Raw genomic sequence first — 21819 nt, 5'->3', positions numbered from 1 at the left:
CCGACAGCGCTCGCGCGCAGCTACGGCTGGACGGCGAGCGTGATGCCGAGCACCACGCCGTACGCCAGCGCCGAGAACGACGACAGCTGCAGGGCCGTGATGAGTTCGCGCGGCTTCCGCGACGTCACCCCGATCACCAGCGCCGGTAACGCGAGCAGCAGCGAGAAGTACGTGAAGCCGGACCGGAAGTACAGCAGCACGAACCAGACCAGCACGACGTAGGGCAGCAGCAGGAAGAGCGCGAAGAGCACCCGCGCCACCGGCCCGCCGACCACGACGGCGAGCGTGCGCTTGCCGGCCGCGGTGTCCTCGTCGATGTCGCGGATGTTGTTCACCATGAGCACCGCGCACGCGAACAGGCCGGCAGCCACGGCCGCTGCCCAGCCGCTGAGGGTCGCCTGCCCGATCAACACGTACTGGGTGCCGAGGACCGCGACGAGTCCGAAGAACACGAAGACGAAGACCTCGCCCAGGGCGTTGTACCCGTAGGGCTTCTTGCCGCCGGTGTAGAACCAGGCGGCGACGATCGCGGCCGCGCCCACGAGCAGGAGCCACCAGAGCTGGGTGAGCGCCACGATGACGATGCCGGCGACCGCGGCGAGCCCGAAGAACGCCAGCGCGACGGCGAGCACGGTGTGGGGCTTCGCCAGGCCCGCTCCGGTCAGCCGGGCGGGGCCGACGCGGAACTCGTCCGTGCCGCGCACCCCGTCGGAGTAGTCGTTGCTGTAGTTCACGCCGATCTGCAGGAACAGCGCGACGGCGAGCGCGAGCAGGGCGATCGCCAGGTGTGCGTCCGTACCGAGGAAGGCGCCGAAGTCACCGGTCGCCTTGCTGTCGACGTAGGCCACTGCGGTGCCGAGCACCACGGGCACGACGCCGAGGGTCAGGGTCCGCAGACGCGCCCCGCCGATCCAGTCGCGCGCCGTCGCCCGCCGGGCAGTGCGCTGCGGGGCAGCGGCCTTCGCCGGGTTGCCGGACCGGCCCTTCGGACGTGTCGTGTTCTTCGCTCGTGCCACGACCGCCAATCGTACCGGCGTGTGACGTGCCGCCCGCGCGGGCCGGCCGCCGGGTGGGTGTCAGGGCCGGGAGTCCCGTTTCACCCCTGCGGGTCGGCCAGCGTCCGCACCGCGCGCCGGTCGGGTTTGCCGGACGCCAGCATCGGCATCCGGTCCACGACGATCACCTCGCCCGGTCGGGCCGCCCGTCCGAGGGCGTCCCCGACGCGGGAGCGGACGAGCTGGAGGTCGACGGGCTGCTCGGTCACGACGACCGGCACCTCGCCCCACTCCCCCGACGTCCGCCGGGTGACGACGGCACCGTGCTGTCCGGGGAGCTCCCGCACGATGCGCTCGACCGCGCCGAGCGGCACCTTCTCACCCCCGGAGATGACGACGTCGTCGAGACGACCGGTGACCCGTATCCGACCGTCGACGATCGTCGCGGCGTCACCGGTGCGGTACCAGCGGTGCCCGTCGCGTTCGGTGAAGGTCGCTGCCGTCCGCGCCGGGTCGTCGAGGTACCCCTCGGCGAGCATCGGCCCGGTCAGCTGCAGTTCCCCGTCGACGAGCTCGGCGTGGACCGTGCCCAGCGGCGCGCCGTCGTACACGCAGCCGCCGCTGGTCTCGCTCGCGCCGTAGGTCGTCACCACGCGGATGCCGGCGGCACGGGCACGCTCCCGCAGGGCCGTCGGCGTCGCCTGACCGCCCACCAGGACCGCGTCGAACCGGCCGAGCGCCGCCGTCGCCCGCGGGTCGTCGAGGACCCGGGCGAGCTGCACCGGCACCAGCGACGTGTACCGCCGAGGTGCCGCGGGTCCGACGACGAGCCGGTCGGCCGCGTCGGCGAACACCCCCGCGTCGAAGTGCCCGGACGGCAGCACGACGGGGGTCGTCCCCGCGGCGATCGACCGCGTCAGGACGTTGAGCCCGGCGATGTAGTGCGTCGGCAGCGCGAGGACCCAGACGCCCGGGCCGCCGAGGGCGGCGTCCGCGGCAGCAGCGCCCGCGAGCAGCGCGTCCGAGGAGAGGGCGACGCGCTTGCCGGTCCCGGTGGAGCCGCTCGTCTCGACGACCAGGGCGACCCGCTGCGGGACGGCGGCCGGTGGCGGTGTCGGCGGCGCCGGAGCCCCCTCGGCGACCGGGAGCAGTGCGGGGCCGCCGGCGAGTGCCGCCTCCAGTCCGCGCAGCACCGCCGTCGGGTCGGACGCACCCAGCGCGACGAGCGGACGGGCCATCAGTAGTGCCAGGGGAACGCGGTCCAGTCGGGCGAGCGCTTCTCGAGGAACGAGTCGCGGCCCTCGACGGCCTCGTCGGTGCCGTAGGCGAGGCGCGTGGCCTCACCGGCGAACACCTGCTGACCGACCATGCCGTCGTCGACGGCGTTGAAGGCGTACTTGAGCATCCGGATCGCCGTCGGGGACTTGCCGAGGATCGTCTCGCCCCAGCGGATCGCCTCGCGCTCCAGGTCCTCGTGCGGCACCACCCGGTTGACGGCACCCATCTCGTAGGCGCGCTGGGCGGAGTACTCCTCGGCGAGGAAGAAGACCTCGCGCGCGAGCTTCTGGCCGATCTGCTTCGCGTAGTAGGCGCTGCCGTAGCCGCCGTCGAACGACCCGACGTCGGCGTCCGTCTGCTTGAACCTGCCGTGCTCGGCGCTGGCGATCGTCAGGTCGCAGATCGCGTGGAGGGAGTGACCACCGCCCGCGGCCCAGCCGGGCACGACCGCGATGACGACCTTCGGCATCATCCGGATCAGCCGCTGGACCTCGAGGATGTGCAGCCGTCCCATCGAGGCCTGCGCGGCAGCGGGATCGACGCCCTCGGGCGGAGCACCCTCGTCGCCGACGTACTGGTAGCCGCTCCGGCCCCGGATCCGCTGGTCGCCGCCGGAGCAGAACGCCCAACCGCCGTCCTTCGGGCTGGGGCCGTTGCCGGTCAGCAGCACGACCCCGACGCGCGGGTCCTGGCGGGCGTCGTCGAGGGCGCGGTACAGCTCGTCGACGGTCCGCGGACGGAAGGCGTTGCGCACCTCGGGGCGGTCGAAGGCGACGCGCACCATGCCGCCGGAGACGTGCTTGTGGTACGTGATGTCGGTGAACCGCTCGGCGATCGGAGCGGTGGTCCAGACGTCGGGGTCGAACAGGTCGGAGACGGCAGAGGGCATGCTCCGAACCTACCGCTGGGCTCCTGCCCGGGCCGTCGCGTGCGGGCTGTCTAGTCGCCGCCCATCCCGGAGAGCATCTCGGGAGCGACGATGACGAGCAGGACGATGAGGATCACCGGGTTGGCGAAGAACGCCAGGACCACGCCGATGACGCCGTACCAGCGGCCGAACGAGCCGACCGCGGCGATGAAGCCCAGGACCGCGGCGACCAGGGTGAGGAACACCACGACGAAGCAGATGCCGAACGCGAAGGTCGTGTCACCGCCCACGAACACCGCGAAGGCGCTCGCGTCCACCGCGGCGCCGACCACCGCGAGGCCGAGGGCGATCTTGCCGGTGATCGGGTTCTTCCGACCCCGAGCTGCGGGCTGCCGGGTGACGTCGACGGTGCCCTGACGCATCAGCCGCGCGAACTCGTCCGTCGCCACCGAGCCTCCTCGTCCGTCCCGACCGGCGATCCTGATCGGCGCCGGCACCGCCGACCGGTGGTCGACCGCAGCGATGCTAGTGCGCTGCCCTGGCGGTCCCCTCGGAGGAACCGTGAGGCGCCCTGGACGCTCCTGCGAAGATGGCCGGGTGCCCGATGTGACCCCGCCGCACCCGTCCGTCCCCGCCGACGTGCCCGAGCTCCGCGACCTGCTCGCCACAGCCCGGGTCGTCGCCCTGCCGATGCGGGTCCGGTTCCGCGGCATCACCGTCCGCGAGGCGCTCGTGTTCCGCGGACCCGCGGGCTGGACCGAGTTCTCCCCCTTCGTCGAGTACGACGACACCGAGTCGGCCGCCTGGCTCCGCGCCGCGGTCGACTTCGGCTGGACCCGGCACGATCCCGGCGCCGACAGCGTCCTCGTCAACGCCACGGTGCCCGCGATCGCCGCAGCGGACGTCGCGGACCTGCTCCGTCGCTACCCCGGCTGCACCACCGCGAAGGTGAAGGTCGCCGAACCCGGCACGACCATCGAGGACGACGTCGCCCGGGTCGCCGCGGTCCGCCGCGTGATGGGCGATGACGCCGACGTCCGGGTCGACGCGAACGGCCTGTGGTCGCTCGACCAGGCGACCACCGCCCTCGAGCAGCTGGCACCGTTCCGACTGCAGTACGCCGAGCAGCCCGTCGCCACCGTCGCGGACCTCGCCGCGCTGCGCACCCGGGTCGCCGGTCTCGGAGTCCGGATCGCCGCGGACGAGAGCGTCCGGAAGGCGTCCGACCCGCTCGCCGTCGCCCGTGCCGGCGCCGCGGACGTACTGATCGTCAAGGCGCAGCCCCTCGGCGGGATCACCGCGGCCCAGGCCGTGATGGCCGAGGCCGGACTGCCCTGCGTGGTCTCCAGCGCGATCGACACCTCGATCGGCCTGGGCATGGGGGCGTTCCTGGCGTCGCGGGCGATGGCACCCGGCTACGCGGCCGGACTGGGCACCGCGGCGATGTTCACCGGAGACCTCACCGCCGAGCCGCTGCTGCCGGTCGGGGGCCGCATCGCCGTGCACCGGATCGAGCCGGACCCCGACCTCCTCGACCGGTGGGCGGCCTCCCCCGAGCGGACCGGGTGGTGGCTGGCGCGGCTCCGGCGGGTGCACGCGCTGCTCGTGGGTCGGCCGTAGGTCCGCGGCACGGACGGACGGGAGGCCCGACACCAGCTGGTGTCGAGCCTCCCGTTCGTCTGCGGCCCGTCTGCCGAGCCGGGCCGTCCGGTCACAGACCGGAGTAGCTGTGCAGCCCCTTGAAGAAGACGTTGACCACCGAGAAGTTGAACATCACAGCGGCGAAGCCGATGAGCGCGAGCCACGACGACCGGGCGCCACGCCAGCCGCGGGTCGCCCGGGCGTGGATGTAGCCGGCGTAGAGGACCCAGATGATGAACGTCCAGACCTCCTTCGTGTCCCACCCCCAGTAGCGACCCCAGGCCCGCTCCGCCCAGATGGCACCGGCGATGAGCGTGAAGGTCCAGAGCACGAAGCCGACGAGGATGACCCGGTAGCTGAGCACCTCGAGCCGGTCGGCGTCGGGCAGCGTCTCCATGAAGCGGAGACCGCGCGAGACCGGACGGCCCTGGCGGTACGTCTGGACCAGCTGGGACACCGCGAGGCCCGCGCCGAGGGCGAAGAACCCGGTGCCGGCGATGGCGACGAAGACGTGGATGACGAGCCAGTAGGACTCGAGCGCGGGCACCAGCGGACGCACCGGCACGTAGTAGTTCACCGTCGCGATGCCGAGCAGGATGATCACCAGACCGGTGATGAACACCCCGAGGAACTTGAGGTCCTGCCAGAACTGCACGAGCAGGAACACGGCGATGATCAGGCCCGTGCCCGTCAGCGAGAACTCGAACATGTTGCCCCACGGCACACGGTCGGCCGCGATGCCGCGGAGCACGATCGCGCCGATGTGGACGACGAGGGCCAGGATCGTCATGGCCATGCCGACGCGCTCGAACTTCGAGCCACGCTGGCCACGGCCCCCGCCGACGTCGTCACGCTTCTGCTGGACACGCTCGAGGACGACGGTGCCGCCCTGGACGGTCGCGACCGTGGTGGCCGTCGCGTCGTCGCGGTCCGAGGACGAACCGCCGCGCGTGGTCTCGAGCCCGACGTCGCCGGCACGCTTCGCCATGTCGAGCGCGAAGGAGATGAACGCGATGACGTAGACCGCCATCGCGGAGTACGTCAGCACGACCGAGTAGGTCGCAAGGGTCGTCGTGTTCACTTGCTGATCCTAACGCCGAGGTCCGACATGTGCTTCTGGGCGATGTCCGCGACCGCGCGTTCGAGGTTGGGGTCCTCGCCGCGGGCGAGCCCGGCGTACTCGAGGTCGAACCCGCCGTCCTCGGCCCCGGTCCGGCGCACCGCCTTGACCCACACGCGACGGCGCGGGACGAACAGCGAGGTGAGCAGGCCGAGGACCGACAGGATCGCGAAGAACGCGACCCAGAGCTGCGACGGGTCGTGGTGCACGTCGAGGGACACGTACCGCTTGACCCCGTCGAACGTGATCGAACCGGCGCCGTCCGGCAGTTGCTTCGTCTGCCCGGGCTTCATCGCGATGCTCGCCGTGTCGGACTGCCGGCCCGCGATCTGCTGCAGGCCCTTCGTCGAGAGCTGGTAGACGCTCTGCGGCACGCCGTCGTCGAGGCCGAGGTCGCCGGTGTACACCTGCAACGACAGCATCGGGTTCTTGACGTCCGGGTAGTTCGAGGTGAAGGCGCCGGCGTTGGTGCCGCTGGTCTGCTGCACGGCGGTCGGGTAGAAGAACCCGATCATGCCGAGCTGGTCCGGCGACGCGTCCGGCACCTTGATGACACCGGTGGAGGTGTAGTTCCCGTCCTCGGGCAGGAACGGCACGACGTCCTGGAACGCCACGTTGCCCTTGCCGTCGCGGACGGTGACCTGCATCGCGTACCCGTTGCCGAGCAGGTAGACGTTCGTCCCGCCGATCGCCAGCGGCTCGTTCACGCCGAGGCGGCTCGTCTTCGCGGTGCCGTCCTTCGTGCGCGCCGTGACGGTCGCCGAGTAGTCGGTCGCCTGGCCGAGGGCGTCGAGGTTCGTCTCCTCGTACTTCGTCGTGAACCGGTCGAGGGTCAGGTTGTAGCCCTTGAGGTCCGACTGCGAGAACCACCGTCCGGGGTTGAACGAGTCGTACGAGCCGAGGACGTTGGTGAACGTCTGTCCCTCGACCAGGAGCCGCTGCCCGGTGTAGCTGAACCCGCCGCCCAGGCCGACCGCGAGCAGCACGCCGACGAGCGCCGCGTGGAACACCAGGTTGCCGGTCTCGCGGAGGTACCCGCGTTCGGCGCTGACCGAGTCACCGAACCGCTCGACGCGGTAACCCGACTTCCGCAGCTGCGTCATGGCCGTCGTGACCGCGTGGTCGACGGACGGGAGGCCCGTGGTCGCGCCCGCAGCGCCGCCGACGGTCTCGGGACTGATCGTCACGGACCGGTAGCCGGCCAGGCGGCCGAGTCGCGCCGGGGTCCTCGGCGGCCGGGTGCGGAGCGCCTGCCAGTGGTGCCGGGTGCGCGGCACGATGCAGCCGATGAGCGAGATGAAGAGGAGCAGGTAGATCGCCGAGAACCACACCGAGGTGTAGGTGTCGAAGACCTGCAGTTTCTCGAGCACCGGGGACAGCTGCGGGTGGCTGTTCTTGTACTGCACGACGCCGTTGGGGTCCGCCTGGGTCTGCGGCACGAGGGAACCCGGGATCGCCGCGAGGGCGAGGAGCATGAGCAGGAAGAGCGCCGTCCGCATGCTCGTCAGCTGCCGCCAGGCGAACCGGAGGGAACCGACCAGACCGAGCTTCGGCTGCGTGATGCCGTCGGTGTCGCCGGCCACGACGGGCGTGCCGTCGACGTGGTCGGACGGGCGCTGCGGGTCGGACGACCTGTCGGCACCGGTGGTGCCGGCGTCCGTCCGGCCGTCTTCGCCGAGGTCAGACCGCGGGGACATAGCTCTGGATCACCGCCCCGACGCTCGACATGACGGCCGACCAGATGCCGGTGACCATGAGCAGACCGATGACGATCAGGATCGCTCCTCCGATGATGTTGACGGTGCGCATGTGCCGCTTGACGACACCGATCGCGCCCGAGGCCCAGCCGGCGCCGAGGGCGACGAGCAGGAACGGGACGCCGAGTCCGATGCAGTACGCGATGCCGAGCACGACGCCCTGCCAGGCGCTGCCGGACTGGAAGCTGATGAGGTTGATGGCCGCCAGGGTCGGGCCGATGCAGGGCGTCCACCCGAGTGCGAAGACGATGCCGAGCAGCGGTGCGCCGAGCAGGCCGGTGCGGGGGGTGAAGTTCGTCTTGACGGTGCGCTGCAGGAACGTGAACCGGCCGATGAACACCAGGCCCATCGCGATCACGACGATGCCCATGAGCTGGACGATGAGGTCACGCCAGCGCACCAGCCAGAAGCCGACGGCGCCGGCGGCCGCGGACCCGAGGACGAAGACGACCGTGAACCCGAGCACGAAGAGGAGCACGCCGAGCAGCACCCGTCCCCGGGAGTGGCGGGTGCCGTCCGCGATGCCGCTGACGTAGCCGAGGTAGCCCGGCACGAGCGGCAGGACGCACGGCGACAGGAAGGACACCAGCCCGGCGAGCGCCGCCACCGGCAGGCCGATGAGGAGCTGCCCGCTGAAGATCGCGTCCGCGAAGGGGTTCCCGCTGGACACGGGTCAGGACGCCTTGCCGGTGAGCTCGTCGTCCACCAGGGTCTTCAGGATGCTCGGCCCGTCGACGGCTCCGAGCACGCGGGCCGCGACCCGTCCCTGCTTGTCGAGGACGATCGTGGTCGGCACGGCGTTCGGGGCGATCTCACCGGAGAGCGCGAGCTGCATGGTGCCGGTGCGGGCGTCGAGCACGGTCGGGTAGTGGACGCCGAACTTCCGCTCGAACGCCTTCGCGGTGCCGGCCTCGTCGCGGACGTTGACGCCGATGAAGTGGACGTCGTCGTCGGCGAACTCGTCCTGGACCGTGTTGAGGTGCCCGGCTTCGGCGCGGCAGGGCGGGCAGCCGGCGTACCAGAAGTTGATGACCACGACGTCGCCGCGCATGGCCTTCGCCGAGAGTTCGTCACCGTCCATCGACTTCGCGGTGAAGTCGATCGGGTCGGTCCGCTTGTCGACCGCGACCTCGGTGACCGCTCCGGTGCCGGAGATGTAGTTCTGGGTGCTGCCCTTGCCGTACTGCTGGGCGAGTGAACCGTCGGCCGAGGTGCACCCGACCAGCACGAGTGCGGCGGCGAGGGCGATCGCGGCGGCCCCGGTGGTCCGGAGACGTGCGGTGCGGACACGGCTCGATCGGGTTGTGCGGGTCACACTGCTCCTTCGTCGACGGCTGACCCGCGGAGGTCGGCCGCCGGGTCCGCGTACCCGACCTCGGTGAAACGACCGGCGGCGGTGTCGGGTACCCGCTGGAGGCTCGTGATGCTGGACAGGTCGCAGCGGCGCTTGCGCGGGTCGTGCCAGAGGGGTTCCCCCGCCAGGCGTCGGTGCACCATCCAGATCGGCAGTTGGTGGCTGACGAGGACGACGTCCCCGCTGTCGACGCTCTCCCACGCGGTGGCGACGGCGGCGAGCATGCGGTTCGCGATCGACTCGTACGCCTCCCCCCAGCTCGGTCGCCAGGGGTTCGCGATCCACGGCCACTCCGCCGGGCGGCGGACGGAGCGCTTGGTGAACCCGGGGGGCTGACCCTCGTACCGGTTCGTCGGCTCGATCAGGCGTTCGTCGAGACGGACGTCCAGGCCGTACGCGGCTGCCCATGGAGCGGCGGACTCCTGCGTGCGCTGCAGCGGCGAGGCGACGATCGCGCGGACGTCGACCCCGGCGTCCTTCCAGGCGGCGGCGGACGCCCCGGCCATCCGGGTGCCGAGCTCGCTCAGACCGAAGCCCGGGAGCCGCCCGTAGAGCACACGGTCGGGGTTGTGGACCTCGCCGTGGCGCACGAGGTGGATCGTGTTCGCGGGCATGGGTTCCAGTGTAGGTCGGTCCGGCTCACCCACCCGCCGCACAGCAGATCCACGGCTGCACGACCGTTCAGCGGGCCGTCACCCGAGGTGGCCGGAGAGCCGTCCGTGCAGGGCGATCGACGCGGTGTCCAGGTTGACGACCTCGACGCTCGAACCGTGCTTGGCGAACCGCTGCTCGACCCCGTCGAGGGCGGCCACGGTGCTGGCGTCGAAGACGTGCGCGTCGGTCATGTCGATGACCACGTGTTCGGGGTCCTCGGCGTACGAGAACCGGGTGACCAGGTCGTTCGACGACGCGAAGAACAGGGCACCGCGGACCCGGTAGCGGACCGTGTTCTCGTCGACGGGCTCGCGGACGACCTCGACCACGTGCGCGACCCGGCGGGCGAAGACGAGCGCGGCGACGACGACACCGGCCAGGACCCCGGTCGCCAGGTTGTTCGTCGCCAGGACCACCAGCACGGTGATGACCATCACGGCGGTCTCCCCCAGGGGCATCCGGCGGAGCGTGCGGGGCCGGATGCTGTGCCAGTCGAAGGTCGCGACGCAGACCATGAGCATGACGGCGGTCAGCGCGGCCATCGGGATCTCGGCGACCACGTCGTGCAGCACGATCGTGAGCACCAGGATCGCGGCCCCCGCGGTGAAGGTCGACACGCGCGTCCGGGCACCGGCGGTCTTCACGTTGACGACGGTCTGGCCGATCATCGCGCACCCGCCGGTGCCGCCGAAGAAGGCCGAGGCGATGTTCGCGATGCCCTGGCCCCACGACTCCCGCCAGGCGCTCGACCGGGTCTCGGTGACGGCGTCGACCAGCTGGGCGGTGAGCAGGGTCTCGATGAGCCCGACGATCGCGACACCGAACGCGTACGGCGCGATGAGCCGCAGGGTGTCGAGCGTGAACGGCACCGTCACACCGTTGAACCCGGGCAGCGCGGTCGGCAGCGCGCCCTCGTCACCGACGGTCGGGACCGCGACACCGAACAGGATCGTGATGCCGGTGATCACGACCACGGCGATGAGCGGTGCCGGGACAGCCCTGGTGAGGAACGGGACACCGATGATGAGCCCGATGCCGAGCGCGGTCAGCGGCCAGACGACGAACGGGACGTCGTCACCGAACAGGTTGGGCAGCTGCGCGGTGAAGATCAGGATCGCGAGCGCGTTCACGAAGGCGACGTTCACGCTCCGCGGGATGAAGCGCATCAGCCGGGCGACCCCGAGGAACCCGAGCACGAGCTGGAAGACGCCGCCGAGCACGATCGTCGGGACCAGGTAGGCGACGCCGTGGTCGCGCACGAGCGGGGCGATGACGAGCGCGACGGACCCCGCGGCGGCGGAGATCATCGCCGGACGCCCACCCACGATCGAGATGACGATCGCGAAGACCACGCTCGAGAAGAGCCCGACGGCCGGATCGACACCCGCGACGACCGAGAACGAGATCGCCTCGGGGATGAGGGCGAGCGCGGTGACGATCCCGGCCAGGACCTCGCGGGTCAGGAGGCGCGGCGAACGCAGGGCGGACAGGACGCTCGTCGCGCCGGGGACGGTGCTGGTCATCGACATCGGCGGCGACTCTACCGCCACGTGAGGGTTGCCGCGACCCGGGCACGCTCTCCACCGGCTCTGCCACGATGTCGACATGACCGCCCCCGACGCCCCCGCCACCATGCACATCGGCGAACTCGCCGAACGCACCGGGATGTCGCTCCGGTCGATCCGGCACTACGACGAGGTCGGGCTCCTGGTGCCGAGCGGTCGGACGTCCGGCGGGTTCCGGGTGTACACCGCCGGGGACCTCGAGCGCCTGCTCGTCATCCGCCGCATGAAGCCGCTCGGGTTCACGCTCGACGAGATGGCCGGACTGCTCAGGGTGGTCGACGGACTGGCCACGGCGGACCCCACCGAGGCACCGGCACTGGCAGCACGGCTCGACGAGTTCCTGGCCGACGCCCGAGCCCGGCACGCCAGGTTGCTGGAGCGGGCCGCGATGGCCGAGGAGTTCATCGGCACCCTCGGACGACTGCGCTCCTCGGTCTGAACTGCGCTCCTCGGTCTGATCCGTCCCGTCGGCTACTGCTGCCGGTGCGAGGTGGCCAGGCCGCAGCACCCGGGACCCTCCGTCATGGGTCCCTCCCCGTGTCGTTCCGCGACCTGGCCACGACGACGACGGTAGGAGCCTGGCGGAGCCGGGACGGGCCTCCCGTCCGTCCTTGTGGATGAGTGCTGCGACCCGTCCCGCTGTGCAGGAGAGGGCACCGACGAACCGCAGCACTCCCCGTCACCCCACGGACGTGCCCGGCCGGTAGACTCGACGACCGTGATCGAACGCACCCGCATCGCCGACCTCGCAAGCCTCCCCGACGGCCCCGTCTCCGTGGCCGGATGGGTCGAGACCGTCCGCGATCAGAAGAAGGTGCAGTTCGTCGTCCTCCGCGACGAGAGCGGCGCCGTCCAGCTGGTCAACCCCGCCACCCGTGAAGCCGTCGAGGGGGACGACACCTCCGCCGCGGCCCTCGCCACCACCGAGTCCGTCTCGGGCCTGGCGCACGGGTCGTTCATCCACGTGACCGGCACCCTCAAGCACGACGAGCGCGTCAAGCTCGGCGGGCTCGAGGTCAAGGTCGGCACCCTGACCGTGGTGAGCGCCGCGATCCCGGAGACGCCGATCGCCGACGACTCCTCGCTCGACAAGCGCCTCGACTGGCGCTTCCTCGACCTGCGCAACCGCAAGCAGAACCTGATCTTCCGCATCCAGACCACGCTGGAGCACGCCTTCCGCACGTACTGGGTCGAGCGCGACTACATCGAGATCCACACGCCGAAGCTGATGGCGTCGGCCTCGGAGTCCCGCGCCGAGCTCTTCCAGCTCGAGTACTTCGAGACCACCGCGTACCTCGCGCAGTCGCCGCAGAACTTCAAGCAGATGGCGCAGCCCGCCGGCTTCGGTGCCGTGTTCGAGATCGCGGACGCCTTCCGCGCGGACCCGTCCTTCACCTCCCGGCACGCGACCGAGTTCACCAGCGTCGACGCCGAGTTCTCGTGGATCGAGTCCCACGAGGACGTCATGGCGATGCACGAAGAGGTCCTGGTGGCCGGCATCACCGCCGTCAAGGAGAAGTACGGCGACGCCATCCAAGAGGTCTTCGGCTTCGAGCTGCAGGTCCCGTCCACGCCGTTCCCCCGCGTCACCCTGGCCGAGGCCCGGGAGATCGTCGCCGACAGCGGCTACGAGGTCGTCCGCGCCGACGGCGACCTGGACCCCGAGGGCGAGCGTCGCGTGTCGGCCTGGGCGAAGGAGCACCACGGCTCGGAGTTCGTCTTCGTCACCGACTACGACGCCTCGATCCGCCCGTACTACCACATGCGTCACGCCGACGACCCGACGCTCACGAACAGCTACGACCTGCTGTTCAACGGCGCCGAGATCTCGACGGGCGCCCAGCGTGAGCACCGGGTCGACGTCCTCACCGCCCAGGCGGAGGAGAAGGGCCTGGACCCCGCCGAGCTCGGCTGGTACCTCGACTTCTTCCGCTACGGCGTCCCGCCGCACGGTGGCTTCGGCATGGGTCTGGCCCGTGTGCTGATGCTCATGCTCGGCGAGCCGTCCATCCGCGAGGTCACCTACCTGTTCCGCGGCCCGACCCGTCTCACGCCCTAGGCACTCCGGCGGCGCGAACCGCCTTCGCACAACAGGAACCGGCTCGAACCACGCACATCCGTGGTTCGAGCCGGTTTCCGTTGTGCGGTGCCACGGCGCACCGCGCGGGGGCGTCGGCGCCGAACCGCCAGGGCCGGAGTCAGTCCTGCCAGTCGATGGCCGCGCGACTCGTCACCATCGCCCGGATCTCGGCAGCGGCGGCCTGGTGCTCGGGGTGGAACTGGTACTCGTCGAGCCCGGCGAGGTCGTCGAACGTCGCGACGACCGCCAGGTCCTGGTTCTTCCCCGGGTAGGCGACGTTCTCGACGACCTCGAGCGACCGGATCGACCCGATGACGCCGACCAGACCGGTCAGCAGCTCACGGACTCGTGCGACGGCCACCGCACGGTCCAGGTCCTCACGCAGGGTCCAGGAGACGACGTGACGGATCATGCGTGGGCCCCCGCGAGTTCGATCGCCCGGGCGAGTCGCTCGGCGTCGACGTGCCAGTTGCTGTGCACGCGGCCGTCGACGAGCACGACGGGGATGTCCTCCGCGTACTCCTCCCGGAGTGCGTCGTCATCGAGGATCGACCGCTCCTGGAGGGTCGTGCCGGGGTGGGCGGACACGACCTGTTCCACGACGGGTCGCGCGTCGTCACAGAGGTGGCATCCGGGCTTGGTCAGGAGCGTCACAGCGGGCATGGCACCAGGGTAGTCCGGCGGGACCTCCGGCTGCCGAGCAGCCCGGCATCCGCGGAACGGCAGGCATCGAGGCCGGTCCGGCCGGCGACGACCGGGCCCGGGAAATGCGAAAGCCCCGGCGAACCGGGGCTTCTGCGGCAAGTCTTGCGACTTACTTCTTGTTGCGACGCTGGTGACGCGTCTTGCGAAGGAGCTTGCGGTGCTTCTTCTTCGCCATGCGCTTGCGACGCTTCTTGATGACAGAACCCATGTGGACCTCGCTCGGACTGATGGTGATGTACGGACACCGGGCCGATGAAGCCGCGGAAAATCAACCTGCCCGAGTCTACCGGAGGGCTGTCGCGATGTCGAACGGCGCCGGGACGGACGATGGACGCCCGGGGCGGAGGGGTCGGGGTCAGCCGACGTCGGCGATGCCGCCGCGGAGGAGTTCCGCGACCGCCGACTCGGGGACCCGGAAGGAACGACCGAACCGGATGGCGGGGAGCTCACCGGCGTGCACCATGCGGTAGACGGTCATCTTGGAGACCCGCATCATCTCGGCGACCTCCGCGACGGTGAGGAATCGCACGTCGTCGAAACTGCCGGTCATGATCCGCCTTCGGGTGGCTTGCTTGTTGTGACCTGTGTGGTCTCTGGACACTGTAGAGGCGCGTGAGCCTCGCTGTCCAGCAGCTGCTCAGTCGTCCTCGGGCCGCTTCGTGAACCGGCGCCGGCTGCGGTCGACGACACGCTCCCAGCCCTGCTGTGCGCCGGTGAACGCGACGGTCGCGCGGTGCGACGCCTCGGCCATCACGCGGCCGAGTTCGGTGCCCACCTCGACGGTCGCCTTGCCGGCCGGACCGCTCCGACGGAAGGACACCGGCTGGCCGTCGAGCGTCCACGACGTCGTCGCCGGTGTGCCGTCGGCGTCCACCGCGTTCGTGAACGGGACCACCCACTCCTCGATGCCGAGCAGCGGTTCCGGGTCCAGGCGGTAGTAGCGGTGCTGGCCCTCTTCGCGGCTGGTGACGAGCCCGATGTCCCGGAGCACCCGGAGGTGCTTGGACACGGTGGGCTGCGTCACGCCGAGCCGCAGCACGAGTTGTCCGACACTGAGCTCGCCGCCGGTCGCGTCCGCCCCGTACGCGGTGAGCAGTTCGCCCAGCAGTGCACGCCGGGTCGGGTCCGCGACGACGCTGAAGATGTCGGCCATGGGGAGAGGCTAACCGCCGCGGTGCGGATGTACCATGACGCTCTGTCCCGCCCATGTCCTCGGAGGCATACGATGCTCGACCGCACCGAGCCGGTCCCCGCCCTGGGCACCGCGTCGGCCCGGCGACGCCCCGGCCGGATCACCACCGCGCTCCGATCGTCGCCCTCCCGCCTGGCGATCCTCGTCTTCATCGTGCTGATCTTCCTGTTCACGGTGCTGTTCATGACGCCGATGGCCGCGGCGGACGGCACGACGACGCACTTCTCCGACGCCCTGTTCACCGCGGCCAGCGTCGTCTGCGTCACCGGGCTCGCGACGGTCGACATGGCGACGCACTGGTCGGTGTTCGGCAAGGTCCTGGTCGTCATCGGGACCCAGATCGGTGCGCTCGGGGTGCTCACCTTCGCGTCGATCCTCGGCCTGGTCGTCACGCGGCGGCTGGGCCTCCGCGCGAAGCTCATCGCCGCCGGTGACTCGAACCCGCTGCGGACGCACCACGGCGCCGTCCCGGAAGGACAGGCGGTGCGGCTCGGTGACGTCGGCACACTGCTGCTCACCGTCGCGGTGAGCACCCTGTCGATCGAGATCGTCCTGGGCCTCCTGCTCCTGCCGAGCGTCCTGGTGACCGGCCTCCCGTTCTGGTCGGCGGTCGGCGACTCGTTCTACTACGCGGCGATGGCGTTCACGAACACCGGGTTCGCCCCGAACGCCGACGGACTCGACCCGTTCGCCCATGACTACTGGTTCCTCAGCCTGCTCATGGTCGGCGTCGTGGCCGGCTCGATCGGCTTCCCGGTGATCCGCACACTGACCAAGCAGCTGCGCTCCCCCAGGCGCTGGCCGATCCACGTGAAGCTGACACTGGTGACGAGCGGCATCCTGCTGCTCGGCGGTGCCGTCACGTACATCGCACTCGAGGCCTCGAACCCCGCCACCTTCGGTCGTGAGGGTGCGGGGCGCACGGCCTTCCAGGCGCTGTTCCTGTCGACGATGACCCGGTCCGGTGGCTTCTCGCTCGTCGACTTCGACGAGCTGCACGGGTCGAGCCTCCTGGTCACGGACATGCTCATGTTCATCGGCGGTGGCTCCGCCTCCACGGCCGGCGGCATCAAGGTCACGACGCTCGCGGTGCTCTTCCTGGCGGCCGTCGCGGAGGCCCGTGGCCGGCAGAGCATGGAGGTGTTCGGTCGCCGGATCCCCAGCGACGTCCTCCGCGTCGCCGTGGCGATCGTCCTGTGGGGTGCCACCATCGTCGCGGTCGCCACCGTCGTGCTGCTGCAGATCACACACGAGCCGCTCGACCGGGTCCTGTTCGAGGTGATCTCCGCGTTCGCCACGTGCGGGCTGTCCTCCGGGGTGTCCGGCGACCTGCCGGACTCCGGGAAGTACGTGCTCGCCGCCACGATGTTCCTCGGGCGGGTCGGTACAGTGACCATCGCCGCCGCGCTCGCAGCGAGTCAGAGCCGGCAGCTGTTCCGCCGTCCCGAGGAGAGGCCGATCGTTGGCTGACCGAAACCGCACGCACCACCAGCAGGGTCCTGTCAGCCACGACGCGCCCGTGCTGGTCATCGGCCTCGGCCGCTTCGGCGCCGCCACCGCCGGGCAGCTCGAGCGTCAGGGCCGGGACGTCCTGGTCGTCGACACCGACGCCGCCCTGGTGCAGAAGTGGTCGGACCGGGTCACCCACGCCGTGCAGGCGGACGCGACCGACATGGACGCGCTCAGGCAGATCGGCGCGCAGGACTTCGCGATCGCCGTCGTCGGGACCGGCTCGGACCTCGAGTCGAGCGTGCTCATCACGGCGAACCTCGTCGACCTCGGGGTGCCGCAGATCTGGGCGAAGGCGATCAGCCGGTCGCACGGCACGATCCTCAGCCGCATCGGCGCGAACCACGTGGTCTACCCGGAGCGCGAGGCCGGCGAGCGGACGGCGCACCTGGTGTCCGGCCGGATGCTCGACTTCATCGAGTTCGACGACGACTTCGCCGTGGTCAAGATGTTCCCGCCGCGAGCCGTCCGCGGCCGGGACCTGGCGACGACGGTGATCCGCACACGCTTCGGCCTGACGGTGCTCGGGATCAAGCCGCCCGGGCAGGCCTTCGTGCCGGCGAACCCGGACAGCGTCATCGGCGAGGACGACCTCATCATCGTCTCCGGCACCGAGACCGACCTCGAACGGTTCGCCGCGCTCGAGTAGCCCGGTCGGCTGGCCGCCCCGCCGTCAGAGCCGGGACAGCTCCTCGGCGCGCGCGACGGCGGCCCTGGCGGCGCGTTCGAGCGTCCCGGCCAGGTCCGCGTCCTGCAGCACGGCGATCGCCCGCTCCGTGGTGCCCTTCGGGCTCGTCACCGCCCGGCGCAGGTCCGCCGGCTCACTGCCGGAGCGGGCGAGGAGCTCGACGGCTCCCCGGACGGTGCCCTGCACCATGGTGCGCGCCTGCTCGTGGGTGAACCCGAGCGCCTCGGCGGCCTGCTGCCACTGCTCGACGAGCAGGAAGACGTAGGCGGGTCCGGAGCCGGACACCGCGGACAGGGCGTCCAGCTGCGACTCGGGGACCTCGATGACCTCGCCCGAGACGGCGAACACGTGCGCGGCCAGCGCCGTCGCGGCAACGTCCGCCGACGCTCCGGCGCTGATGCCGGTCACCCCGAGGCCGACGCCGATCGGGGTGTTCGGCAGCGCGCGCACCACCCGGACACCGGCGGGCACGTGGGCCTCCATTGTGGTCGTGGTCACGCCGACGGCGACGCTGACGACGACCGCGTCGGGCGCGAGGTCCGCTGCGACCTCGTCGAGCAGGTCCACGATGCCGAAGGGCTTCACCCCGAGCACGACGAGCCCAGCGCCGCGGACCGCTGCCCGGTTGGCGTCGGGATCGGTCTCGGTCGCGGTGGCGTCGAGCCCGGCGGCACGGTGTGCGTCGGCCGAGGACTCCGAGCGGGTGGTCACCACGACGGCGTCGGGCGCCACGCCGGCGGCCAGGAGGCCCTGCAGGACCGCGCCGGACATGGAACCGACGCCGAGCATGGCGACGCGGGGCAGTTCGATGGTCATGGCCCCCAACCTAGCGAGGACCGGCAGCCTAGGATCGTGGTCCAGGTCGGTGAGAGAAGGGGTCGGACAGCCACATGAGCGCTTCCGGAGGGACGAAGGCGATCTTCGCCGCACTCGGTGCGAACATCGGGATCGCGATCGTGAAGTTCATCGCCGCGGCGATCAGCGGATCCGCGTCGATGCTCGCGGAAGGGGTGCACTCCCTCGCGGACTCCGCGAACCAGCTGCTCCTGCTGCTCGGCGGCCGGAAGGCGAAGAAGGCCGCGGACGAGGAGCACCCGTTCGGCCACGGCCGTGAGCGCTACGTGTACGCCTTCGTCGTCTCGATCGTGCTGTTCTCGGTGGGCGGGGTGTTCTCGCTCTACGAGGGCATCGAGAAGTTCGCTCACCCGCACCCGCTCGAGAACTGGTGGCTGCCGATGGTGGTGCTCGTCATCGCGATCGGGCTCGAGGGCTTCTCGCTCCGGACCGCCCTCAAGGAAGCCGCACCGCACAAGGGCGGACAGTCCTGGATCCAGTTCGTCCGCCGCGCCAAGGCCCCGGAACTGCCGGTCGTCATGCTCGAGGACACCGCAGCCCTGATCGGCCTGGTCTTCGCGCTGTTCGGCGTCGGTCTGACGGCCCTCACCGGCAACGGGGTGTTCGACGCGATCGGCACGGTCCTCATCGCCGTGCTGCTCATCGCCGTGGCGCTCGTGCTCGGCGTCGAGACGAAGAGCCTGCTGGTCGGCGAGGGTGCCGGTCCCGGCGACGTCGCCCGCATCAAGCAGGCCGTGCTCGACGGCCCGGAGGTCGACTCGATCATCCACCTCAAGACCCTCTACCTCGGGCCCGAGGAGCTGATGGTCGGCATGAAGGTCGCCGTCGACGGGGACCGCCGTCTCGGTGACGTCGCCGCCGGCATCGACACGGTGGAGCAGCGCGTCCGTGCAGCCGTGCCGATCGCCCGGGTCATCTACATCGAGCCGGACGTCCGCCGAGACGGCCCGCACCCGTCGACCGAGGCGATCGTCCTGCGCGCAGCCGACTGACGGCGCTCATCGACGCGGGCTCAGCGCCGCTCGGCGAAGAACGCGTCGAGCACCGCGGCGCACTCGTCCTCGAGCACGCCGGCGACCACCTCGGCCCGGTGCGGCAGCCGACGGTCCCGCGCGATGTCGTAGACGCTGCCGCTCGCACCGGCCTTCGGGTCCCAGGCGCCGAAGACGATCCGGGGCACCCGCGCCGCGAGGGCCGCGCCCGCGCACATCGGGCACGGCTCGAGCGTCACGACGAGGGTGTGCCCGGCCAGGTGCCAGTCACCGGTGACCGCCGCGGCGGCGCGGAGCGCGAGGACCTCGGCGTGCGCGGTCGGGTCCTGGCGGGCCTCCCGCTCGTTCCGTCCGACCGCGACCACCGCACCGTCCGCGTCGAGGACGACGGCACCGACCGGGACGTCGTCGGTCGTGAGACAGGCGCGGGCCTCGTCCAGGGCGCGTTCCATCGCGGGGACGAAGGGCCGGTGCGCCGGGTGCTCCACGCGTGCTCCGATCGTGCGGTGGGACCGCGACCGCCGGGAGTGGTGCGGCACGGTACGCTCGACCCTATGCGAGTCCACGTCGCCGACCACCCGCTCATCACCCACAAGCTCTCGGTGCTCCGCGACCGGACCACTCCCTCCCCCACCTTCCGGGCCCTGACGGAGGAGCTCGTCACGCTCCTGGCGTACGAGGCCACGCGCAACGTCCGGGTGACGGCCACACCGATCACCACCCCGGTCGCGCAGACGATGGGCGTCGCGATCGCGAAGCCGCGTCCGCTCGTCGTACCGATCCTCCGCGCCGGCCTCGGCATGCTCGAGGGCATGGTCAAGCTCGTCCCCACGGCCGAGGTCGGGTTCCTCGGCATGGCCCGGAACGAGGTCACCTTCGAGCCGCAGACGTACGCCGAGCGCCTGCCCGACGACCTGTCGAACCGGCAGTGCTTCGTGCTCGACCCGATGCTCGCGACCGGTGGGACACTCGCCGCCGCGATCGACTTCCTGTTCGAGCGCGGTGCCGTCGACGTGACCTGCGTCTGCATCCTCGGCGCGCCCGAGGGTCTCGCCGCGCTCGAGAAGGCCGTCGGCGACCGTGACGTGACCATCGTCCTGGGTGCGCTCGACGAGCGTCTCGACGAGAACGGCTACATCGTGCCCGGCCTCGGCGACGCCGGCGACCGCCTCTACGGCCTGGCCGAGTAGCCACCGCACTGCTCCACCGACGGGAGGCCCCCACCGGACCGGTGGGGGCCTCCCGTCCGTCGTCTCCGCGACTGTCCACAACCGTCACCGTCCGCGCGGACGGTTGACACGGCGTTGGTATACCGCCGATACTCATGCCATGACTGCAACCGTGTCCACTCGCGCCCTCCACGAGGCCTCGGGGACCGTCGGCATCATGATGCCGACCACGGCGGTCATGCGTTGTCGAATGTGTGCCTGATCGGTACCCGTTCCAGCCGGATCCCCCGCGACACCACCCCCGTCGCGCGCGTGTGATCCCCCGGTGACGACCCCGTCGACGACGCGCACCACCGTCACGAGGTCGGACCCCGCTCCCCCGGATCCGCCCCGGTCCCCACGGACCGCAGGACGCCTCGGCGAACGCTGTCGCAGCGACCGCCGTCGTGGCCACGGCTGATCCGGCCGACGCATTCGACACCGGCCGAAGCACCACCACACCGCTCGGCCCCCGCACCACCCGGAGACCGCACCATGTCGCTCACCATCGCCCAGCCCCGCACCACCCCCGATCTCCGCAGCGCCGCGTCGACCACGACCGACCTCGGCAGCGTCACCCCGATCCGCGGCCGTCGCCCCGCAGCCCTGCCGACGCAGCCCGCCCGTCCGGTCACCGACCGCGCTGCCGTCCCGACCAGCCCGGTCGTCGCCCCGGCCCGCAACCGTGCGCTGCCGGAGGGCACGGAGGCCCGCGGGTTCGCCCTCTACGTCGGACTCGACGAGGCCGCGGCCGCTGCCGCCGGCACGACCCTGGCCGCCGTCGTCGAGCAACTGAAGGCGTTGACCGCCCAGCTCGTCCCGACCGCCGAGACGTACGCGGCGGTCGCCGTCGCTGCCGAGGGCTCCGGCGGGCGTGACGTCGACGTGGTCCGCCTGGCCCTGCAGGACCGCTCGGCGGTCGCGGCGCGCAAGCAGACCGAGAAGCCCGAGCCGGAGGAGACCGGGGTCGTCATCGACATCTCCCGGAAGCGCGTCGTCCTCGACGGCGAAGCGGCGCCGCTCACCTTCAAGGAGTTCGAGCTCCTGCAGTTCCTGGTCCTCCGCGAGGGCCGCACGGTGGACCGCTCGGCCATCATCGAGGGTCTGTGGTCCGACGGCGAGGACGAGACCCCGAACGAGCGCACCATCGACGTGCACGTCCGGCGCCTCCGGTCGAAGCTCGGCGCCTTCGAGGAGATCGTCCGGACGGTCCGCGGCGTCGGGTACCGGTTCGACCGCCACGCCGACGTCTCGGTCCGCTACGCCTCCACCCCCTCCCCCGACCTCTTCTGAACCTGCTCTCGTGCGCCGATCGGACAACTCGCAGGATTCGTCGGCGAGGCGCCCTTCCCCGGCGT

Annotated in this window: 25 protein-coding genes; 8 read left to right on the top strand and 17 right to left on the bottom strand. The window is 71.2% G+C overall.

Going from position 1 to position 21819, the window contains the following annotated elements:
- Positions 1-20: 20 nt before the first annotated feature.
- The 4 genes from DEI89_RS03295 to DEI89_RS03280 form a co-directional block, all read right to left on the bottom strand.
- The gene (locus DEI89_RS03295; protein WP_110902619.1) at positions 21-1025 is read right to left on the bottom strand and encodes a 1,4-dihydroxy-2-naphthoate polyprenyltransferase; all 1005 of its coding nucleotides are present in this window, start codon (positions 1023-1025) and stop codon (positions 21-23) included.
- A 71-nt stretch (positions 1026-1096) separates the two neighbouring features.
- The gene (locus tag DEI89_RS03290; protein WP_110902618.1) at positions 1097-2233 is read right to left on the bottom strand and encodes an AMP-binding protein; all 1137 of its coding nucleotides are present in this window, start codon (positions 2231-2233) and stop codon (positions 1097-1099) included.
- Positions 2233-3162: a 1,4-dihydroxy-2-naphthoyl-CoA synthase gene (locus DEI89_RS03285; RefSeq protein WP_110902617.1), complete on the bottom strand. Its 930-nt coding sequence runs from the start codon at positions 3160-3162 to the stop codon at positions 2233-2235. Before DEI89_RS03285 ends, DEI89_RS03290 begins: the two co-directional genes overlap by 1 nt.
- Positions 3163-3212: 50 nt before the next feature.
- Complete coding sequence (locus DEI89_RS03280; RefSeq protein WP_110902616.1) at positions 3213-3590, bottom strand: hypothetical protein; 378 nt, start codon at positions 3588-3590, stop codon at positions 3213-3215.
- A gap of 148 nt (positions 3591-3738) precedes the next feature.
- Here DEI89_RS03280 and DEI89_RS03275 point away from each other — a divergent pair, with 148 nt between their 5' ends.
- Positions 3739-4761, top strand: a complete 1023-nt coding sequence (locus DEI89_RS03275; RefSeq protein ID WP_258368680.1) for an o-succinylbenzoate synthase — start codon at positions 3739-3741, stop codon at positions 4759-4761.
- 91 nt (positions 4762-4852) lie between these two features.
- Here DEI89_RS03275 and ccsB read toward each other — a convergent pair whose 3' ends face one another.
- From ccsB to DEI89_RS03245, 6 genes are all read right to left on the bottom strand, one after another.
- Positions 4853-5863 carry a c-type cytochrome biogenesis protein CcsB gene (ccsB, locus tag DEI89_RS03270; protein WP_375537762.1) on the bottom strand — a complete coding sequence of 337 codons (1011 nt, stop codon included), beginning with the start codon at positions 5861-5863 and terminating at the stop codon, positions 4853-4855.
- Positions 5860-7599 (bottom strand): cytochrome c biogenesis protein ResB, encoded by a 1740-nt coding sequence (locus DEI89_RS03265; protein WP_110902614.1) that lies wholly within the window; start codon positions 7597-7599, stop codon positions 5860-5862. The genes ccsB and DEI89_RS03265 overlap by 4 nt, the downstream gene beginning before the upstream one ends.
- Complete coding sequence (locus DEI89_RS03260; RefSeq protein ID WP_110902613.1) at positions 7583-8329, bottom strand: cytochrome c biogenesis CcdA family protein; 747 nt, start codon at positions 8327-8329, stop codon at positions 7583-7585. The genes DEI89_RS03265 and DEI89_RS03260 overlap by 17 nt, the downstream gene beginning before the upstream one ends.
- Positions 8330-8332: 3 nt before the next feature.
- Positions 8333-8974 carry a TlpA disulfide reductase family protein gene (locus DEI89_RS03255; RefSeq protein ID WP_110902612.1) on the bottom strand — a complete coding sequence of 214 codons (642 nt, stop codon included), beginning with the start codon at positions 8972-8974 and terminating at the stop codon, positions 8333-8335.
- A complete protein-coding gene (locus DEI89_RS03250; RefSeq protein WP_110902611.1) occupies positions 8971-9627 on the bottom strand; it encodes a histidine phosphatase family protein in 657 nt (218 codons plus the stop codon). The genes DEI89_RS03255 and DEI89_RS03250 overlap by 4 nt, the downstream gene beginning before the upstream one ends.
- Before the next feature lie 78 nt (positions 9628-9705).
- On the bottom strand, positions 9706-11190 hold the full coding sequence (locus DEI89_RS03245; RefSeq protein WP_375334552.1) for a SulP family inorganic anion transporter: 1485 nt from the start codon (positions 11188-11190) through the stop codon (positions 9706-9708).
- Between the two features lie 82 nt (positions 11191-11272).
- On the opposite strand from DEI89_RS03245, the gene DEI89_RS03240 reads away from it, so the two are divergent.
- Positions 11273-11671 (top strand): MerR family transcriptional regulator, encoded by a 399-nt coding sequence (locus tag DEI89_RS03240; protein WP_110902609.1) that lies wholly within the window; start codon positions 11273-11275, stop codon positions 11669-11671.
- A gap of 279 nt (positions 11672-11950) precedes the next feature.
- Entirely contained in the window at positions 11951-13291 is a 1341-nt protein-coding gene (gene aspS / locus DEI89_RS03235; RefSeq protein WP_110902608.1) for an aspartate--tRNA(Asn) ligase, read from the top strand.
- Positions 13292-13430: 139 nt separating this feature from the next.
- Here aspS and DEI89_RS03230 read toward each other — a convergent pair whose 3' ends face one another.
- The 5 genes from DEI89_RS03230 to DEI89_RS03210 all read right to left on the bottom strand — a co-directional run bounded on the left by DEI89_RS03230 (position 13431) and on the right by DEI89_RS03210 (position 15170).
- A complete protein-coding gene (locus DEI89_RS03230; RefSeq protein ID WP_110902607.1) occupies positions 13431-13724 on the bottom strand; it encodes a Dabb family protein in 294 nt (97 codons plus the stop codon).
- Positions 13721-13975 carry a glutaredoxin family protein gene (locus DEI89_RS03225; protein ID WP_110902606.1) on the bottom strand — a complete coding sequence of 85 codons (255 nt, stop codon included), beginning with the start codon at positions 13973-13975 and terminating at the stop codon, positions 13721-13723. The genes DEI89_RS03230 and DEI89_RS03225 overlap by 4 nt, the downstream gene beginning before the upstream one ends.
- Positions 13976-14126: 151 nt before the next feature.
- Positions 14127-14225 carry a 30S ribosomal protein bS22 gene (locus tag DEI89_RS03220; RefSeq protein ID WP_003792170.1) on the bottom strand — a complete coding sequence of 33 codons (99 nt, stop codon included), beginning with the start codon at positions 14223-14225 and terminating at the stop codon, positions 14127-14129.
- A 147-nt stretch (positions 14226-14372) separates the two neighbouring features.
- A complete protein-coding gene (locus DEI89_RS03215) occupies positions 14373-14567 on the bottom strand; it encodes a helix-turn-helix domain-containing protein (RefSeq protein ID WP_058729786.1) in 195 nt (64 codons plus the stop codon).
- An 87-nt stretch (positions 14568-14654) separates the two neighbouring features.
- Positions 14655-15170, bottom strand: a complete 516-nt coding sequence (locus DEI89_RS03210; protein ID WP_110902605.1) for a helix-turn-helix transcriptional regulator — start codon at positions 15168-15170, stop codon at positions 14655-14657.
- Positions 15171-15242: 72 nt separating this feature from the next.
- Between DEI89_RS03210 and DEI89_RS03205 the strand changes: the two genes are divergently transcribed.
- Both DEI89_RS03205 and DEI89_RS03200 read left to right on the top strand, forming a co-directional pair.
- The gene (locus DEI89_RS03205) at positions 15243-16679 is read left to right on the top strand and encodes a TrkH family potassium uptake protein (RefSeq protein ID WP_110902604.1); all 1437 of its coding nucleotides are present in this window, start codon (positions 15243-15245) and stop codon (positions 16677-16679) included.
- Positions 16672-17367, top strand: coding sequence for a TrkA family potassium uptake protein (locus DEI89_RS03200; RefSeq protein WP_181421470.1), 696 nt, complete (start codon positions 16672-16674; stop codon positions 17365-17367). The genes DEI89_RS03205 and DEI89_RS03200 overlap by 8 nt, the downstream gene beginning before the upstream one ends.
- Positions 17368-17391: 24 nt before the next feature.
- Here DEI89_RS03200 and proC read toward each other — a convergent pair whose 3' ends face one another.
- Positions 17392-18222, bottom strand: a complete 831-nt coding sequence (gene proC, locus DEI89_RS03195) for a pyrroline-5-carboxylate reductase (protein WP_110902602.1) — start codon at positions 18220-18222, stop codon at positions 17392-17394.
- A gap of 74 nt (positions 18223-18296) precedes the next feature.
- On the opposite strand from proC, the gene DEI89_RS03190 reads away from it, so the two are divergent.
- Complete coding sequence (locus DEI89_RS03190) at positions 18297-19253, top strand: cation diffusion facilitator family transporter (protein WP_110902601.1); 957 nt, start codon at positions 18297-18299, stop codon at positions 19251-19253.
- A gap of 20 nt (positions 19254-19273) precedes the next feature.
- Here DEI89_RS03190 and DEI89_RS03185 read toward each other — a convergent pair whose 3' ends face one another.
- Positions 19274-19705, bottom strand: a complete 432-nt coding sequence (locus DEI89_RS03185) for a nucleoside deaminase (RefSeq protein WP_110902758.1) — start codon at positions 19703-19705, stop codon at positions 19274-19276.
- 102 nt (positions 19706-19807) lie between these two features.
- Here DEI89_RS03185 and upp point away from each other — a divergent pair, with 102 nt between their 5' ends.
- Positions 19808-20443 carry a uracil phosphoribosyltransferase gene (upp, locus tag DEI89_RS03180; protein WP_110902600.1) on the top strand — a complete coding sequence of 212 codons (636 nt, stop codon included), beginning with the start codon at positions 19808-19810 and terminating at the stop codon, positions 20441-20443.
- Positions 20444-20956: 513 nt separating this feature from the next.
- Positions 20957-21754, top strand: a complete 798-nt coding sequence (locus DEI89_RS03175; RefSeq protein WP_110902599.1) for a winged helix-turn-helix domain-containing protein — start codon at positions 20957-20959, stop codon at positions 21752-21754.
- Positions 21755-21819 lie beyond the last annotated feature (65 nt).

This window comes from Curtobacterium sp. MCBD17_030, from assembly GCF_003224255.1.
Classification (GTDB): domain Bacteria; phylum Actinomycetota; class Actinomycetes; order Actinomycetales; family Microbacteriaceae; genus Curtobacterium.
This window is presented reverse-complemented; position numbering and strand designations above follow the sequence as displayed.